16 protein-coding genes are annotated in these 16,120 nt (G+C 71.7%); 2 read left to right on the top strand and 14 right to left on the bottom strand.

The window, feature by feature from the left end:
• The 8 genes from atpA to E0H26_RS18055 form a co-directional block, all read right to left on the bottom strand.
• Complete coding sequence (gene atpA / locus E0H26_RS18090) at window positions 1-1,647, bottom strand: F0F1 ATP synthase subunit alpha (RefSeq protein WP_131305059.1); 1,647 nt, start codon at window positions 1,645-1,647, stop codon at window positions 1-3.
• A gap of 92 nt (window positions 1,648-1,739) precedes the next feature.
• Complete coding sequence (locus E0H26_RS18085) at window positions 1,740-2,561, bottom strand: F0F1 ATP synthase subunit delta (protein ID WP_131305057.1); 822 nt, start codon at window positions 2,559-2,561, stop codon at window positions 1,740-1,742.
• Window positions 2,561-3,091 (bottom strand): F0F1 ATP synthase subunit B, encoded by a 531-nt coding sequence (locus E0H26_RS18080; RefSeq protein ID WP_131305055.1) that lies wholly within the window; start codon window positions 3,089-3,091, stop codon window positions 2,561-2,563. Before E0H26_RS18080 ends, E0H26_RS18085 begins: the two co-directional genes overlap by 1 nt.
• Window positions 3,092-3,122: 31 nt before the next feature.
• Window positions 3,123-3,350, bottom strand: coding sequence for an ATP synthase subunit c family protein (locus E0H26_RS18075; RefSeq protein ID WP_131305053.1), 228 nt, complete (start codon window positions 3,348-3,350; stop codon window positions 3,123-3,125).
• 93 nt (window positions 3,351-3,443) lie between these two features.
• The gene (gene atpB, locus E0H26_RS18070) at window positions 3,444-4,265 is read right to left on the bottom strand and encodes a F0F1 ATP synthase subunit A (protein WP_131305051.1); all 822 of its coding nucleotides are present in this window, start codon (window positions 4,263-4,265) and stop codon (window positions 3,444-3,446) included.
• Window positions 4,266-4,487: a hypothetical protein gene (locus E0H26_RS18065; protein WP_131305049.1), complete on the bottom strand. Its 222-nt coding sequence runs from the start codon at window positions 4,485-4,487 to the stop codon at window positions 4,266-4,268. It lies immediately after the preceding gene.
• Window positions 4,488-4,653: 166 nt separating this feature from the next.
• Window positions 4,654-5,124 (bottom strand): hypothetical protein, encoded by a 471-nt coding sequence (locus E0H26_RS18060; RefSeq protein WP_131305333.1) that lies wholly within the window; start codon window positions 5,122-5,124, stop codon window positions 4,654-4,656.
• A 104-nt stretch (window positions 5,125-5,228) separates the two neighbouring features.
• The gene (locus E0H26_RS18055) at window positions 5,229-6,515 is read right to left on the bottom strand and encodes a serine hydroxymethyltransferase (protein WP_131305047.1); all 1,287 of its coding nucleotides are present in this window, start codon (window positions 6,513-6,515) and stop codon (window positions 5,229-5,231) included.
• A 35-nt stretch (window positions 6,516-6,550) separates the two neighbouring features.
• Here E0H26_RS18055 and E0H26_RS18050 point away from each other — a divergent pair, with 35 nt between their 5' ends.
• Window positions 6,551-8,005: an SDR family oxidoreductase gene (locus E0H26_RS18050; protein ID WP_131305045.1), complete on the top strand. Its 1,455-nt coding sequence runs from the start codon at window positions 6,551-6,553 to the stop codon at window positions 8,003-8,005.
• A gap of 58 nt (window positions 8,006-8,063) precedes the next feature.
• Here the strand turns inward: E0H26_RS18050 and E0H26_RS18045 are convergent, their stop codons facing one another.
• The 4 genes from E0H26_RS18045 to prmC all read right to left on the bottom strand — a co-directional run bounded on the left by E0H26_RS18045 (window position 8,064) and on the right by prmC (window position 12,480).
• Entirely contained in the window at window positions 8,064-10,175 is a 2,112-nt protein-coding gene (locus tag E0H26_RS18045) for a transglycosylase domain-containing protein (protein WP_131305043.1), read from the bottom strand.
• Between the two features lie 95 nt (window positions 10,176-10,270).
• Window positions 10,271-10,882 (bottom strand): arsenate reductase/protein-tyrosine-phosphatase family protein, encoded by a 612-nt coding sequence (locus E0H26_RS18040; protein WP_131305041.1) that lies wholly within the window; start codon window positions 10,880-10,882, stop codon window positions 10,271-10,273.
• Window positions 10,883-11,527 carry an L-threonylcarbamoyladenylate synthase gene (locus E0H26_RS18035; RefSeq protein WP_131305331.1) on the bottom strand — a complete coding sequence of 215 codons (645 nt, stop codon included), beginning with the start codon at window positions 11,525-11,527 and terminating at the stop codon, window positions 10,883-10,885. It abuts the gene before it with no gap.
• The gene (gene prmC, locus E0H26_RS18030; protein ID WP_131305039.1) at window positions 11,527-12,480 is read right to left on the bottom strand and encodes a peptide chain release factor N(5)-glutamine methyltransferase; all 954 of its coding nucleotides are present in this window, start codon (window positions 12,478-12,480) and stop codon (window positions 11,527-11,529) included. The genes E0H26_RS18035 and prmC overlap by 1 nt, the downstream gene beginning before the upstream one ends.
• Before the next feature lie 74 nt (window positions 12,481-12,554).
• On the opposite strand from prmC, the gene E0H26_RS18025 reads away from it, so the two are divergent.
• On the top strand, window positions 12,555-14,105 hold the full coding sequence (locus E0H26_RS18025) for a GGDEF domain-containing protein (protein WP_131305037.1): 1,551 nt from the start codon (window positions 12,555-12,557) through the stop codon (window positions 14,103-14,105).
• A gap of 6 nt (window positions 14,106-14,111) precedes the next feature.
• Here the strand turns inward: E0H26_RS18025 and prfA are convergent, their stop codons facing one another.
• On the bottom strand, window positions 14,112-15,200 hold the full coding sequence (gene prfA / locus E0H26_RS18020; RefSeq protein WP_131305035.1) for a peptide chain release factor 1: 1,089 nt from the start codon (window positions 15,198-15,200) through the stop codon (window positions 14,112-14,114).
• A gap of 93 nt (window positions 15,201-15,293) precedes the next feature.
• A complete protein-coding gene (gene rpmE, locus E0H26_RS18015; RefSeq protein ID WP_131305033.1) occupies window positions 15,294-15,518 on the bottom strand; it encodes a 50S ribosomal protein L31 in 225 nt (74 codons plus the stop codon).
• Between the last annotated feature and the right edge of the window lie 602 nt (window positions 15,519-16,120).

The raw sequence follows: 16,120 nt of genomic DNA, 5'->3' as shown, positions 1-16,120 counted from the left end.
CTAACGCTTCTCGGCCGGAGCACCGCCGCTGTAGCGGGTGACCGTCTCGTGCTCGGACTCGCCCTCCAGCGGCTCCGCCGGCGCCTCGTTGACCGTGCGCTCGTCCTCGCGGCCGAGGAAGCCCTGCTTGAACTCGGTGACCGCGGCGTCGAGGGCGGCGATGATCTCGTCGTCCCACTTGTTGTCCGCGATCGCCTGCAGGGTGGCGCTGTGCTTGCGCCGCAGGTGCTCCAGGAACTGGGTCTCGAAGCGCCGCACGTCGCCGACCGGGACGTCGTCCAGCTTGCCCTCGGTGCCGGCCCAGACCGAGACGATCTCGTCCTGCACCGGGTACGGCGAGTAGTTCTGCTGCTTGAGCAGCTCCACCAGCCGGGCACCACGGTCGAGCTGGGCCCGGGAGGCCTTGTCCAGGTCGGAGGCGAAGGCGGCGAACGCCTCCAGCTCACGGAACTGGGCCAGGTTCAGCCGCAGCGAACCGGAGACCTTCTTCATCGGCTTCACCTGCGCGGCGCCGCCGACCCGGGAGACCGAGGTACCGACGTTGATCGCCGGCCGGACGCCCTGGTTGAACAGGTCCGTCTCCAGGAAGATCTGGCCGTCGGTGATCGAGATGACGTTGGTCGGGATGAAGGCCGAGATGTCGTTGGCCTTCGTCTCGATGATCGGCAGGCCGGTCATCGAGCCGCCGCCCATCTCGTCGGAGAGCTTCGCGCAGCGCTCCAGCAGCCGGGAGTGCAGGTAGAAGACGTCACCCGGGTACGCCTCACGGCCCGGCGGGCGACGCAGCAGCAGCGACACGGCCCGGTACGCCTCGGCCTGCTTGCTCAGGTCGTCGAAGACGATCAGAACGTGCTTGCCGCCGTACATCCAGTGCTGCCCGATGGACGAGCCGGTGTACGGGGCGAGGTACTTGAAGCCGGCCGGGTCCGACGCCGGGGAGGCGACGATGGTGGTGTACTCCATCGCGCCCGCCTCCTCCAGCTGGCCCTTGATGGAGGCGATGGTGGAGGCCTTCTGGCCGATCGCGACGTAGATGCAGCGGACCTGCTTCTTCGGGTCGCCGGAGGCCCAGTTCTCCCGCTGGTTGAGGATGGCGTCCAGGGCGACCGTGGTCTTGCCGGTCTTCCGGTCACCGATGATCAGCTGCCGCTGGCCCCGACCGATCGGGGTCATCGCGTCGATGGCCTTGATTCCGGTCTGCAGCGGCTCGGACACCGACTGCCGGGCCATCACGTTCGGAGCCTGGAGCTCCAGCTCGCGGTAGCCCTCGTCGGCGATCTCGCCGAGGCCGTCGATCGGCTGGCCGAGCGCGTTCACCACGCGGCCGAGGAAGGCGTCGCCGACCGGCACCGAGAGCACCCGGCCGGTGCGCTTGACGCGCTGCCCCTCCTCAAGGCCGCTGTAGTCGCCGAGGACGACGACACCGATCTCCCGGACGTCGAGGTTCAGCGCCACGCCGAGCGTGCCGTCCTCGAACTCCAGCAGCTCGTTGGTCATGGTCGAGGGCAGGCCCTCGACGTGGGCGATGCCGTCGCCGGTGTCGGCGACGGTGCCGACCTCCTCACGGGAGACGTCGGGCGAGTAGGAGGAGACATAGCGCTCCAGGGCGCCGCGAATCTCCTCCGTCGAGATGGTCAGCTCGGCCATCCTCTGCTTCCTTAAATATCAGGGGCCCGGGATACCTAGTACCGACCGGTCCTCGGGTCGACTGTTGCTCCGGGCGCTTCGCGGGGTGCTGGTCAGCGCTTTGCGAGCGCGTTACGGGTCTCGTTGAGGCGGCGCAGGATCGTCCCGTCGTACAGGTCCGAACCCACCCGGACGCTCGCTCCGCCGAGGATCGTCGGGTCAACCGTAAGCTTCACGGCGACCGCCCGGCCGTAGATGGCCGAGAGCTGGTCTCCCAGCCGGCGTTCCTCGTCCTCGGTGAGCGGTGCCGCGACGGTCACGTACGCGACCTGCCGGTCACGCCGCTCGGCCGCCAACTCCACCAACTGGGACAGCGCGGCGGAGAACGTCCGACCGCCGAAGCCGGCCAGGCCCGCCTCGACCAGTCGCACCGTCGCCGGCCGGGCCTTGCCCGTCAGGAGCATCCCGACCAGCTCGGCCCGCTGCGCCACCGGCGCGTTCGAGTCGGACAGGGCGTTGGACAGCTGCGGGTCCGCGGCGACCACCTGGCCGAAGCGGAACAGCTCGTCCTCGACCTCGCTCAGCTCGCCGGCCCGGTCGGCGCTGCCGAGCAGCGCCTGTACGCCGAGGCGCTCGGCACCGTCGAGCAACTCCGACGGCGCCGACCACCGGCCGGCGACCAGCGTGCCGAGCAGGTCGAGCGTGTCCGCGCCGACCTTGCCGGAGAGCACCGAGGTCAGCAGCCCGGCCCGATCCGCGCCCTCGCGGGCCGGGTCGGAGAGCGCCCGGCGCAGCCGGACCTCCCGCCGCAGCAGGTCCGCCACGGCGAGCAGTTCGGCGCCGGTAGTGGCGACCGCCGACGGTTCGGCGCCGGAGACGTACTCCTCCAGCCGCGTGCGGGCGGCGGCGTAGGACTCCCGGCTGGCGGCCTGCATCAGCGGGCCCCCGCGCTCTCAAGATCGGTGAGGAACCGCTCGACGGTGCCCTTACGGCGGGCCTCGTCGGCGAGCGACTCGCCCACGATCCGGCTGGCCAGGTCGACCGCGAGGCCACCGACCTCCGCGCGCAGCTCGCGCACGATGGTCTGCCGCTCCACGGCCAGCGACTCCCGGCCGGCGGTGATGATCCGGTCGGACTCCTCCCGGGCCTTGGCCAGGATTTCGGTACGGATCGACTCGGCGTCGGCGCGAGCGTCGTCCCGAATCTGGGCCGCCTCGGTACGCACCTCGGCGAGCTGGGCCCGGTACTGCTCCAGCAGTTGGTTGGCCTCGGCCTGAGCAGCCTCGGCACGCTTGAGGCCACCCTCGATCGCGTCGACCCGCGCCTGGTACATCGTCTCCATGCGCGGCATGACGAACTTCAGCAGGACGAAGCAGAGCAGGGCGAAGGCGATCGACCCGATGACGAGCTCCTGCCAGATCGGCACGAGCGGGTGGTGCTCCACGCCTTCGGCGGCGAGTTTCATGTCAGACCTCCGGGTCGAGGAGTGCGGCGCGTCAGCCGCCGACTGCGAACGCGAGCACCAGGCCGAACAGCGCGAGCGCCTCGGCCATGGCGAAGCCCAGGATCAGCCAGGTGCGGTTGTAGCCGGCCGACTCCGGCTGGCGGGCGCTGGCCTGGATGTAGGCCGAGAAGATGATGGCGACACCGATGGCACCACCGATGGCGGCGAGGCCGTAGCCAATGGTGTTGACGCTGCCCTCGACGGCGGCAGTAACGTACATCGCTGGTATTCCTCCTAGTAGACGCGTGAGGTTCACGCGTACGCGGTCATGCCGGAAGCTTGGTCGGGCCGGGCGGCCCGCCGGGTCTGTGGGTCAGTGCTCGTCTGCCAGCGAGCTGCCGATGTAGTTGGCGGACAGGATCACGAAGACGTACGCCTGCAGCAGCGAGACGAGCACCTCGAAGAAGGCCATCAGGATCGCCATCAGGAACGCGGCAACCGAGGACACCTGGATGAAGAGGCTGTCCGAGGCGAGCATCACGAAGCCACCGACGGTGAAGACCAGCAGGATCAGGTGGCCGGCGAACATGTTGGCGAAGAGACGCACCGCCAGCGTGAACGGCCGGACGATGAACGTCTGCAGAAACTCGATCGGAATCAGCAGGATGTGCATCGGCCACGGCACGCCCGGCAGGATCAGGCTCTGCTTGAGGTACTGACCCAGACCGTGCTTGCGGACGCCCGCGTAGATGTACAACACGAAGGAGACCAGGGCGAGCACGATCGGGAAGGCGATGTGCGAGTTCGGCGAGATCTGCAACCCGGGGGTGATCCCGAAGAGGTTGGTCAGCGCGATGAAGCAGAACAGCACGGTGAAGTACGGGGCGAACTTGATCCCGTCCTTGCCCATCTGTTCCCGGGCGATGTTGTCCCGCACCAGGCCGTAGATCGACTCCGCCACCCACTGGCCCTTGCTCGGCACCAGCTTCGGGTTCCGGTAGGCGACCATGAAGAAGATGATCAGAATCCCGACGGCCAGCCAGACCATCAGCGTGAACTTCGTGACCCACGGGCCGGCGAGATCCGGCGGGTAGAAGTCTCCGACTCTGGGGGGCCAGGGAAGGCCCTCTGCGGCGACCAACTGTCCGCTCACCGTGTCATCCTCCGCACTCGACAGACCCGCGCGTGCCGGCACTCAGGCACTGAGCCTCTTCATGATCAGGTAGATCGCTCCGGCTGCGCCGAGCATCATGCCCACGGCGATCCCGATGCCGGTCGGCAGGCCCAGAAACTCCCCCGCCAACCAGCCGAGGAACCCCCACACCACGATGCCGGCGAACAGGTAGCCGAGTACGGCTCCCGCCGCGCCCTTGGACGAGTACTCGCCGGGGCTCTTGTGGTGTGGGTTGTCGGCCATGACGAGGCGAACACTATCAGCCGAGTGTTTCGCGAGTGTGCGGCACCCCCCACACTGCGAGCAGCGTGCGGGCGACGGGTGCCGGCGGGTAGGCCTCGGGTCAGAGTACTCCTGTCCGGCCAGCCAGACAGGACGACGAAACGCCCGGGAAACGCCATCCGTACGGTCAGTGCTCGACCGAACGCTGCACAGTGGGCAGGGGCGTGCGCAAAGCCCAGGTCAGGTGGGCTCCGGTCCACACCACCACGGCCGCGATGATCGCCACCCCCATCGCCGGCAGGCCGGGCCAGCCGGTCGCCGCGACCGCGATCATCACCACCCCCAGGATGACCACCTTCATCACGTAGGTGGCCAACCCCACCGACATGATCAGCTTCGGGTCCACCGCGTCGGCCCAGGCCACCGAGATGCTGGAGATGAGGTAGCTGACGATCACCAGGACGATGCCGGCGGCCACCCCGGCCGCGTCGGTCGGGCCGCGCAGCCAGGCCGCGCCGGGTACCACGACCGCGGCCAGCGCCGCGCAGGCGAGCAGCGGCAGGCGCAGGTGCGGCAGCCGGGCCCGGATCGCCCCGGGCTCCCCCGCCCGCGGCGCGGCCTTCGGGAACACCCCGGCCGCCCCACCGGCGGCGCCCACCGCAGATCCGCCGGACGCACCGGCGCTCACCGGAGGCCCGTCGGGCCCACCGTCATCGGCAGGGCGCACCGGAGGTACGCCGGGCTCACCGGCGCCGGAGGCGGTCATCGGGGGTACGCCGGGTACTCGGCGGCCAGCTCGGCCACGTCGGCGGCGACCCGGGCCAGTTCGTCGGCCCCGCCCGGGGCCGCCGGATCGGCGCGTACCGCTCGGGCGATCAACTCCGCTACCTGCCGCATCTGTGGTTCCGTCAGGCCCTGGGTGGTGACGCTCGGGGTGCCCACCCGGATGCCGGAGGCGACCATCGGCTTACGCGGGTCGTACGGGATGGCGTTCTTGTTCAGCGTGATGGTCGCCGCGTCGCACCGCGCCTCGGCCTCGGCCCCGGTCACCCCGGTCTCCTGAAGGTCGATCAGCGCCAGGTGGGTGTCGGTGCCGCCGGAGACCGGCCGCATCCCCTCGGCGGCCAGCCCGTCGGCCAGCGCCTGTGCGTTGGCCACCACCTGCGCGGCGTAGCGCCGGTATTCCGGCTGGGCCGCCTCGCGCAACGCGACCGCCTTGGCCGCGACGGCGTGCATCAGCGGGCCACCCTGGGTGAACGGGAAGACCGCCTTGTCGATCCGCTCGGCCAGCGACTCCCGGCAGAGGATCATGCCGCCGCGGGGTCCGCGCAGCACCTTGTGCGTGGTGGCGCAGACCACGTCGGCGTACGGCACCGGCGACGGGATGGCCTGGCCGGCGACCAGCCCGATGAAGTGCGCCGCGTCCACCATCAGGTACGCGCCGACCGCGTCGGCGATCTCCCGGAACAGGGCGAAGTCGATCAGTCGCGGGTACGCCGTCGCGCCGCAGATGATCATCTTGGGTCGGTGGGCCAGGGCGAGGTCGCGTACCTCGTCGTAGTCGATCAGCTCGGTGTCCCGCCGGACCGTGTAGCCGACGGTGTGGAACCACTTGCCGGAGAAGTTGACCCGGCTGCCGTGCGTCAGGTGCCCGCCGTGCGGCAGTTCCATCGCCAGCACCGTGTCACCCGGCTGCACCAGCGCGGCGTACGCGGCCAGGTTGGCGCTCGCCCCGGAGTGCGGCTGGAGGTTGGCGTGCTCGGCGACGAACAGGTCCTTCGCCCGGGCGATGCCGATCTCCTCGGCCCGGTCCACCTGCGCGCAGCCGCCGTAGTACCGCCGTCCCGGGTAGCCCTCGGCGTACTTGTTGGTCAGCGTGGAGCCCAGCGCGGCCAGCACCGCCGGTGAGGTGAGGTTCTCGCTGGCGATCAGTTGCAAGCCGGTACGCAGCCGGTCGAGTTCGCCGAGCACCACCTCCGCGATCTCGGGATCGCCGGTGCTCAGCTGCTCGAAGTCCGGCCCCCAGAAGGTGCCTGTCGCGGTCTCCACAGCGCCAGAGTCTATTGGGCCGCAGACTGGGGAACGTGAGATGCCTGGTCACCGGCGCGACGGGTTACATCGGTGGGCGCCTGGCGCCCCGTCTGCTCGCCGCCGGACACGACGTACGGTGCCTGGCCCGGCGGGCCGGGCGGCTACGCGACGTGCCCTGGGCCGGGCAGGTGGAAATCGCCGAGGCGGACCTGAGCCGGCCGGAGACGCTGCCCGCCGCGCTCGACGGCGTCGACGTGGCCTACTACCTGGTGCACTCGCTCGGGCAGGCCGGCTTCGAGGCCGCCGACCGGCAGGCCGCCCGGAACTTCGCGGCGGCGGCCCGGGCGGCCGGCGTACGCCGGATCGTCTACCTGGGCGGGCCGGAGCCCGCGCCGGACGACCCGGCCCCGTCGGCGCACCTGCGCTCGCGCCGCGAGGTGGGGCGGATCCTGCTGGACAGCGGGGTACCGACGGCGGTCCTGCGGGCGGCGGTGATCATCGGTTCCGGCTCGGCGTCGTTCGAGATGCTGCGCCACCTGACCGAGCGGCTGCCGGTGATGGTCACCCCGCGTTGGGTCAGCAACCGGATCCAGCCGATCGCGGTACGGGACGTGCTGCACTACCTGGTCGGCAGCGCGGGCCTGCCGGCCGAGGTCAACCGGGGCTTCGACATCGCCGGCCCGGACGTGCTCACCTTCGGCGAGATGATGCAGCGCTACGCCCGGGTCGCCGGGCTGCCCCGCCGGCTGCTGCTGCCGGTACGCCCGCTGACGCCCACGCTCTCGTCGTACTGGGTCGGGCTGGTCACCCCGGTACCCAACGCGCTGGCTCGGCCGCTGGTGGCCAGCCTGATCCACGAGGCGATCGCCCACGAACACGACATCGCGGCCTACCTGCCCGACCCGCCGGGCGGGCCGACCGGCTTCGACCGGGCCGTCGAGCTGGCCCTGGCCAAGGTCCGCGACGCCCAGGTGGAGACCCGCTGGTCGACCGCGGCCGGGGCGGACGCCCCTGCCGAGCCGCTGCCCAGCGATCCCGAGTGGAGCGGCGGCACCGCGTACACCGACGTGCGGGAACGGGCGGTGGCGGCGTCACCGGAGGCGCTCTGGCGGGTCATCGAGGGCGTCGGCGGCGAGCACGGCTGGTACTCGTTCCCGCTGGCCTGGTCGGTGCGCGGCTGGCTGGACCGGCTGGTCGGCGGGGTGGGACTACGCCGGGGTCGGCGTCACCCGCACCAACTGCGGGTGGGCGAGGCGCTGGACTTCTGGCGGGTGGAGGAGATCGTGCCGGGCGAGTTGCTGCGACTGCGCGCCGAGATGCGGCTACCCGGCCGGGCCTGGCTGGAACTTCGGGTGCAGCGCGGCGACGACGGCGCGGTCCGGTACCGGCAGCGCGCCGTCTTCCTGCCGCACGGCCTCGCCGGGCACGCGTACTGGGCCGCCGTGGCACCGTTCCACGCGCTGGTCTTCGGCGGAATGGTCCGCAACATCGCCGCTCGCGCCGAGTAAGGAAGGGCACCCTGTTATCGCCTTTTGCATAGGAAGGGCCCCTTCCTAACGGGGTGGGTCAGTTGCCGGCGCGTTCCCCGGTGACCCGCAGGGCCGTCGCCTCGCCGGGCGGCACGAAGTCACGCGCCGGCTGGCCCCGCAGCGCGAAGGCGAGGATCTCCCCCACCGAGTCCACCAGCCCGCGCTGCACCTCGGGCCCCACCGCGTCGCGGGGATCGTCCGGGTTGGCCGCCATCGCGGCGACCGCCAACTGGGGCGTGAAGGCCACCACGGTCTCCGTGCCGTACCCCTCGGAACTGCCGGTCTTGCCGCCCACCGGGCGGCCGAGTTGGCGGTGCAGCGCGCTGGCCGTCCCGCCGTCGCAGGTGCGGTACATGGACTGGTCGCCGACCGGGCAGCGGGCCGCGTCCGCCGCCGCGCGGGCCACGTCGACGTCGAGCACCTGTCGGCAGTCCGGCTGCCCGGCGCTGACCCGCCGCCCGGTGGCATCGGTGATCGAGGTGATCGGGGTGGGTGCGCACCAGGTCCCCTCCGCCGCCACGGTGGCGTACGCACCGGCCAGGTCCAGCGGGGTGGTGGCGGCCACGCCGAGCGTGAACGGCCCCCACTCGCGTGCGCCGTGCCGGGCCAGCTGAGCATCGCCCTCGGCCCGCAGGACGATGCCGAGCCGCTCGGCCATCTCCACCACCCGGTCGGCGCCGATCCGCTCGGTGAGCCAGACGAAGTACGTGTTGACGGACTCGCCGAAGGCGGTCCACATGTCGTGCTCGCCGCTCATCGACACGCTGGCGTTCTCCGGGCACCAGTAGCCGCCACAACTCGCCTCGCCACTGACCCGGTAGTCGGTGACGATCCGCGAGGGGGCGTCGTACTCGGTACGCAGCGGCAGCCCGGCCTCCAGCGCGGCCAGCATGGTGAACAGCTTGAACGTGGAACCGGCCTGGTACCCGACGATGGTGCCGCCACCGGCGACGAGCTGGTTGACGGTGTTCGGGTGGTTCTTCTGCCCCGGCGGGTTCGCCGCCACGCTGTAGGTCCGGTTCACCGCCATGGCCAGCACCCGCCCGGTGCCCGGTTGCACGACCGCGGTCGGCATCGCGTACCGGGACGCGGTGGAGTAGACCCCACGTACCTGCTCGCTGGTGGCCCGCTGCACCGCCGGGTCGAGCGAGGTGACGATGGTGAAGCCGCCCCGGCGCAGGGTGCGCTGCCGCTCGTCGACGCTGCTGCCGAACGCCTGCTGGTCGTTCCACCACCGGGTGAACCAGTCGCAGAAGAAGCCCCAGTCGTTGTGCCCCTCGGGCACGGCGGTGCAGTCGTTCGGGGTCTCGCTGGGGCGCAGGTTCAGCGGCTCGGCCCGGGCCCGGTCCGCCACGTCGGGCGGGACCTGGCCCGACTCGACCAGCCGGTCCAGGACGTACCCCCGGCGGGCGGTCGCGCTGTCCGCGTCACCGTTGATCGGGTCGTCGGTGTTCGGCGAGCGCACCAGCCCGGCCAGCAGCGCCGCCTGGGCCAGCGTCAGCTCGGCCGGAGAGACCGAGAAGTAGCGCTTGCTGGCGGCGGCGATGCCGTACGCGCCGGCACCGAAGTAGGCGATGTTGAGGTACCGGGTCAGGATCTGGTCCTTGGTGAGCTCCCGTTCCAGGGCGAGCGCGTAGCGGATCTCCTGGATCTTGCGGGCGGTGCTCACCTCGGTGGCCGCCGCCCGCTGCGCCTCGCTCAGCCGGGGATCGTTGCTCAGTACGTTGCGCACGTACTGCATGGTCAGCGTGGAGGCACCCTGCCGGGTGGCACCGTCGCGCTGGTTGACGGTGAAGGCCCGCACGATGCCGCGCAGGTCGACCCCGCTGTGCTCGTGGAAGCGGGCGTCCTCGGCGGCGATGATCGCCTGACGCATCACCGGCGCCACCTCGTCCAGCGGTACGTCCACCCGGTCCTCCTGGTAGAAGGAGGTGATCAGGGTGGTGCCGTCCTTGGCGTACAGGTTGGACCGCTGGGCGGTCGGTGGCGTACGAAGGGTGTTGGGCAGGTCCGCGTACGGCGCCGAGAGCGCCGAGAAACCGATGCCGTACACCAGCGCGGCGGGCAGCGCCGCCACCGCCAGCGCCAGACCGGCCAGCGTGCCGGCCAACAGGACGGTGAACACTTTCGGCAGGATCGCCCGGGTCATCAGCTCTCCCCGCAGGAGCCGTCAGGACCCTCCCAGAATGGCGCCAATCACCACTTCTGCCGTCTTTTCCTCCAAATCCGGAGGAAATTCACCGATCAGGGCAGCAGGGTCGTGGCGAGCGGCTGGACCGTCTCCTCGATCTCGTCGGCCACCCGGGTGAAGCACTGGTCGCCGCGTCCCCACGGGTCGTCGAGGTCGTCGGTGGGCAGCAGGGAGTTGCCGTGGCGAGCCGAGTGGGCCGCCTCGACCAGCGCCACCCCACGGGCGTACACCCCCTCCGGGGTGGCCTCGGCGGACGGCAGCACGGCCGGATCCAGCGTGGCCAGCAGTCGACCGAACTCGCCCAGCACGAAGGTGCGCGACGCGGCGTCGGGACGCAGCGCCACCACGTACTCCTGCTGGTCGGCGGTGGCGGTGAGGACCAGATCCGCCGCGTCGATGTGATCGGAGCGCAGCTTGCGCGCGGCGAACCCGGCGGTGCTGCCACCCCGGGTGGTCACCTGCCGGGCGGCCGGCGGATTCATCTCCTCACCGGCGTGCCAGCCACCGGTGCCGGCGCTGTGACTGTGCAGCAGTTCCTCGGCTCGGGCCGGGTCGACGTCGCGCCGGGACAGCCGCTCCCGCACGGCGAGGACGAGCAGCCGCTCCGCCATCGGCGAGCGGCAGATGTTTCCCATGCAGACGTGTAGGACGGTGAACGGAGGCACCTACGCCACCTGACTCTCGCGCAGTTCCGGCACCACTTCGCGCAGTTTGGCCAGCCCGATGGCGCCCTCCCGGACGAGCACCGGTTCGTCACCGGTCAGGTCGACGATCGTGCTGGGCACCGGATCCAGGGCCGGCCCCGCCTCCAGGTAGGCCCGCACCGAGTAGGCCAGTTGGTCACGCGCCTCGTCGGCGGTGAGCGCGGCCGGCTGGCCGGCCTTGTTGGCCGAGGCGACCGCCATCGGGCCGGTCTCCCGCAGCACCTCCAGCGCCACCGGATGCAGCGGCATCCGCACCGCCACCACACCGCTGTCGTCGCCGAGATCCCACCGCAGGCTCGCCGAGTGCTGCACCAGGATGGTCAACGCCCCCGGCCAGAACGCCTCCACCAGATCCCGCGCCGCCGCAGGCAGCGAGTAGACCAGGCCGTCGAGGGTGTGCCGGGAGCCGATCAGCACCGGCGGCGGCGTGTGCGGGGCATCCTTGGCGTCCAGCAACGCCTTGACCGCGTACGGGGTGAAGGCGTCCGCGCCGATCCCGTAGACCGTGTCCGTCGGCAGCACCACCAACTCGCCGTTGCGGACCGCTTCGATGGCCGCAGCGATGCCGCGGTCCCGGTCGGCCAGCGACCGGCAGTCGTAGAGCATCACGAGGAGCCAGTCTGCCACGTGCCGGCCGTACCGGCTGCCGGGCGGTCCGCTCGGCGGGACGCGGTGGCGAAACGGGCCCGGCCGGCGAGGTCCTGGTGCGCGGTGATCGCGGTGTAGCGACCGTCCGCGGCGAGCAGGTCCGGCACCACGCTGCCGTGGGTGTCGTCGTGCTCCACGCCGAGGACCCCACCCGGCCGCAGCAGGGCCGCCGCCCGATCGATCACCGGCCGGATGACGGCGAGGCCGTCCGCCCCACCGAACACCGCCGCTGCCGGATCGTGCCCGGCCACCTCCGGCGGTACGGCGACCGCCTGCGGCACGTACGGCGGGTTGCAGAGCAGCACGTCGACCTCGCCCACCAACTCCGCCAGCAGGGCCGGATCGGTCACGTCCGCCTCGACCACCTCGATCGGCCGGTCCCCCGCCCCGGCCCGCGCCGCCGCGTTGCGCCGTAACCAGGTCAACGCGGCGGGCGAGCGTTCCACCGCCACCACCCGGGCGGCCGGCACCTCCTGGGCCACCGACAGCGCGACCGCCCCGGACCCGCTGCACAGGTCCACCACCAGCAACTCCGGCCCCGCCAGGTCGCGGGCCTGTGCGATGCCCCAGCCGGCGAGCAGCTCGGTCTCCGGACGCGGTACGAAGACGCCCGGCCCGACCGCCAACTCCAGGTGCCGGAAACCGGCGGTGCCGGTGAGGTGTTGCAGTGGCTCGCGCCGCGACCGCCGGTCCACCAACGCGCGGTAACTGTCGAGTTGCCCGTCGGTGAAGCCGTCGGCGAGGGCCAGCCGGCCCCGGGACACCCCGAGGACGTACGCGGCCAGCAGTTCCGCCTCCGCCCGGGCCGACGCCACCCCGGCGGCGGCCAGGTCACGGGTGGCGACGGCCACCACGGGAGACGGACGGTGTCGTCTCGTCCCTTCGGACGGGTGTTGCGGCTCGGTGGTCACGCAATAATCATGAGTCGTCGCGGTGCACGTGCAGAAGCAGGTGCATCCAGCGACACACCGACAGGAGGTCGCGGGTGGGCTGGCTCGACCGGGTCGAGGACCAGGTTGACGCCCTGACGAAGGCGCGGGCGTTGCAGGAGGTGAGCCGCTCCGCGGAGGCGTACGCGATCCTGGAGCGGGTGTTGCGTACCACCCGTGACCCGCATGCTCGCGCGGACGCGCTGGTACAACGCCTCTCCGCGCTGATCAACCTGGGCCGGACGGCCGAGTACACCCGGGCCATCGAGGAAGCCTCCGCGGCCGTACGCGATCTGGCCGAGCCCTACCTGCACGGGCATCTCAACGCGCTGGCCGCGTTGGCCGCACACCATCAGGGCGCACTGGACCGCTGCGTCACCCACCTGGTGCGGGCCGCGCGGGCCCTGGGCGCGGTGGACGACCCGGACCGGGACACCGCCTGGGGCTGGCACGACCTGGCCATGGCCTACTCCTACCTGAGCTTCCACGGCTACGCCCTCGGCGCGATCGAACGCGCCCGGCAACTCGGCAACGCCGCCGGGATTCCGGAGGAAACCTTCGCCGCACCGGGCATCCGGCTGCGTAACGCGGTGGCCCTGGACCACACCGGCGACGGCGACGGCTGCCTGCGCGTACTGCGGGACATCGCCACCGACCTCGACCGGTTCATCGCCGCCGGCAACGCCGACCGGCTGCGCCCCAGCAGCCTCGCCGCCTACGGCTACGCCGGGGCCCGGCGGGCCGCCCTCGGCGACGTCGTCGACACCGGCGGCGGCGCCGAACCGGGTCGGCTGCTCGGGCACGGGGCGGACAGCGCCCGCGCCCGCGACATGCGCCAACTCGGTCAGGTCTGCCTGGCCATCGCCGCCGGCCGGCCGATCGAGGCGGTCACCCGGCTGGAGACCGTCCAGGTATCCGCCGAGACCCTCGGTGCCGCCGAACCGGCCCGGCTGCGCAGCATCGCGCTGGGCCGGGCCGGTGACCACGCGGGCGCCCACCGGGCCGACCGGTTGGCCTTCCGGCTCGCCGCCCAGCGCCACGACCGGCTCCGCGACGTCTACATCGACGGCATCGCGGCCCGCATCGACCACGAGGAGATGCGCCGCGAGGCGGCCCGCTTCGAGGGCGAGGCACTCACCGACCCGTTGACCGGGCTACCGAACCGGCGCCGGTTGGAGCGTTACATCGCGTCGGTGGTCTCCCGTGGCGAGCGGGTGGTGATCGGCGTCTGCGACCTGGACGGCTTCAAGGCGGTGAACACCCGGCACGGGCACCACTCGGGGGACCTGGTCCTCCAGCGGGTCGCCGGGGTGATCAACCGGGTGATGCGCCGGGGCGACTTCGTGGCCCGCTACGGCGGCGACGAGTTCGTGGTGGTGTTGCCGGGTGCGGGGATGACCGAGGCGGCCGAGGTGGGCCGCCGCATCGACGCCGCCGTACGCACCGAGGACTGGGAGTCGCTGGTGCCCGGCACCCCGGTCGGCGTCAGCATCGGCTTCGCCGAGGTCGGCGCCGGCGGCCCGGGTCAGCGGGACGCCCTCGGCGCCGCCTTCGAGGCGGCCGACCGCGAGATGCTCCAGGCGAAGGTCCGCCCGCGTAGCGCCTGAGTCGGGTCAGCGGCGGGCCAACTCCGGGTCGCCGGCCAGCCGGGCGGCCCGGTCGGCCTCGCTGAGCGCGTCGAGCACGCCGTCCAGCTCCCCGGCGAGCGCCAGGTCGAGGTTGTACGCCGTGTAGCCGATCCGGTGATCGGTGATCCGGTTCTGCGGGAAGTTGTAGGTGCGGATGCGCTCCGACCGGTCGACCGTACGCACCTGGGCCTTGCGGGCGTCCGAGGCGGCCGCGTCGGCCTGCTCCTGCGCGGCGGCGAGCAGCCGGGCCCGCAGGATCCGCATCGCCTGTTCCCGGTTCTGCAACTGGGACTTCTCGTTCTGGCAGGACACCACGATGCCGGTGGGCAGGTGGGTGATCCGTACCGCCGAGTCGGTGGTGTTCACCGACTGGCCGCCGGGCCCGGACGAGCGGAAGACGTCGATGCGCAGCTCGTTGGGGTCGATGGTGACGTCGACCTCCTCGGCCTCCGGCAGCACCAGCACCCCGGCGGCGCTGGTGTGGATGCGCCCCTGCGATTCGGTGACCGGGACCCGCTGCACCCGGTGCACGCCACCCTCCCACTTCAACCGGGACCAGACGCCGTTGCCGCCCTCGGGGACGCCCTTGCTCTTGATCGCCAACGAGACGTCCTTCACCCCACCGAGGTCGGAGTCCTGGGCGTCGATCACCTCGGTGAGCCAGCCCCGTCGCTCGGCGTACCGGGTGTACATCCGCAGCAGATCACCGGCGAACAGGGCGGACTCCTCGCCACCCTCGCCGGCCTTGATCTCGACGATGACGTCCTTGGCGTCGTGCGGATCGCGCGGGATCAGCAGCTCGGCGAGCCGCTCCTCCAGCGCGGGCAGCTGCGCCGCGATCGTCTCCGCCTCGGCCGCGAAGGACGGATCCTCGGCGGCCAGCTCCCGCGCCGCGGTTAGATCCGCCCGGGCCTGCTCCAGCTCGGCGGCGGCCTTGTGCAGCGGAACCAGCTCGGCGTACCGGCGACCCACCCGGCGGGCGGTGCCCTGGTCGGCGTGGATGGCGGGGTCGGCCAGCCGCTTCTCCAACTCGGCGTACTCGTCGAGGAGACTGGCCAGGCGCTCGCTGCTCATGCTGTGCATCGCTCCTTCGACGGCGGCAGAACCCGGAACAGACGGACGACGCCCGCGCCCGGCGGGAACCGGACGCGGGCGTCGAACCAGGAGCTACTTGGCCTTCTTGGCCTGAACCTTGGCGTACTTCTGCTGGAACTTCGCGACCCGACCAGCGGTGTCCAGGACGCGCTGCTTGCCGGTGTAGAACGGGTGGCAGGCGCTGCAGGTCTCGACGTGGATCGAGCCGCCCTTGGCGGTGCTGCGGGTGGTGAAGGTGTTGCCGCAGGAGCAGGTGACATCGGTGGTCACGTACTCCGGGTGGATGTTCTGCTTCATGTCGCCTCGGTCCTCTCGTCGTGGTCGCCGGGTCGCCCTGGCACGCCGCTGCGCGCCGATGATGGGGCGTGAACCGGAACCGGTGGCCGATTGACCAGTCTGCCATGAGGCTCGGTGTGCCCCGGAATCGGGCCGCACCAGCTGGTCGCCGGTAGCAACATCAGGCCGTCCGTACGCATTCCCGCCACCCGCGCGCAGCATTCCTCCGTCCACCCCAAAGCGCCGCCGGTCTCGCGCCCCTCCGGCCCGCTGCCCCGACCTGGCGCGGTCGCTCGGCGGAGATACCCATCCCCATGCGCCCTTTGCTCTGCTTCAACCCGCGCATCGGTTTCGGCCGGTTTTCATTGCGTGGGGTGAAGCAGAGCAAAGGGCGCACACCCCAGGGGTACGGGTCGGAGGCGGCGGGACGTTCGGCGGTCGGCTGAGGGGAGCCGTCCACGCGAAGGGGGCGCGGCCAGTTGGCCGCGCCCCCTTCCTCGTGTTTTGACCGTTCTGTGGGCAGGGTGGTCTGGCGGTGTGGTGTGGGTGTGTTCGTGGTGGTGTGGGGGTGGGGTGTTATTTGCCCTTGTGGATGGCGTTCTTGCGGATGACGGGGTAGCGGG

Source organism: Micromonospora zingiberis (genome assembly GCF_004331455.1).
In the GTDB taxonomy this organism is placed as follows: domain Bacteria; phylum Actinomycetota; class Actinomycetes; order Mycobacteriales; family Micromonosporaceae; genus Micromonospora; species Micromonospora zingiberis.
Note: the sequence above shows the minus strand (reverse complement) of the source record. Positions and strands in the feature narration are given on the sequence as shown.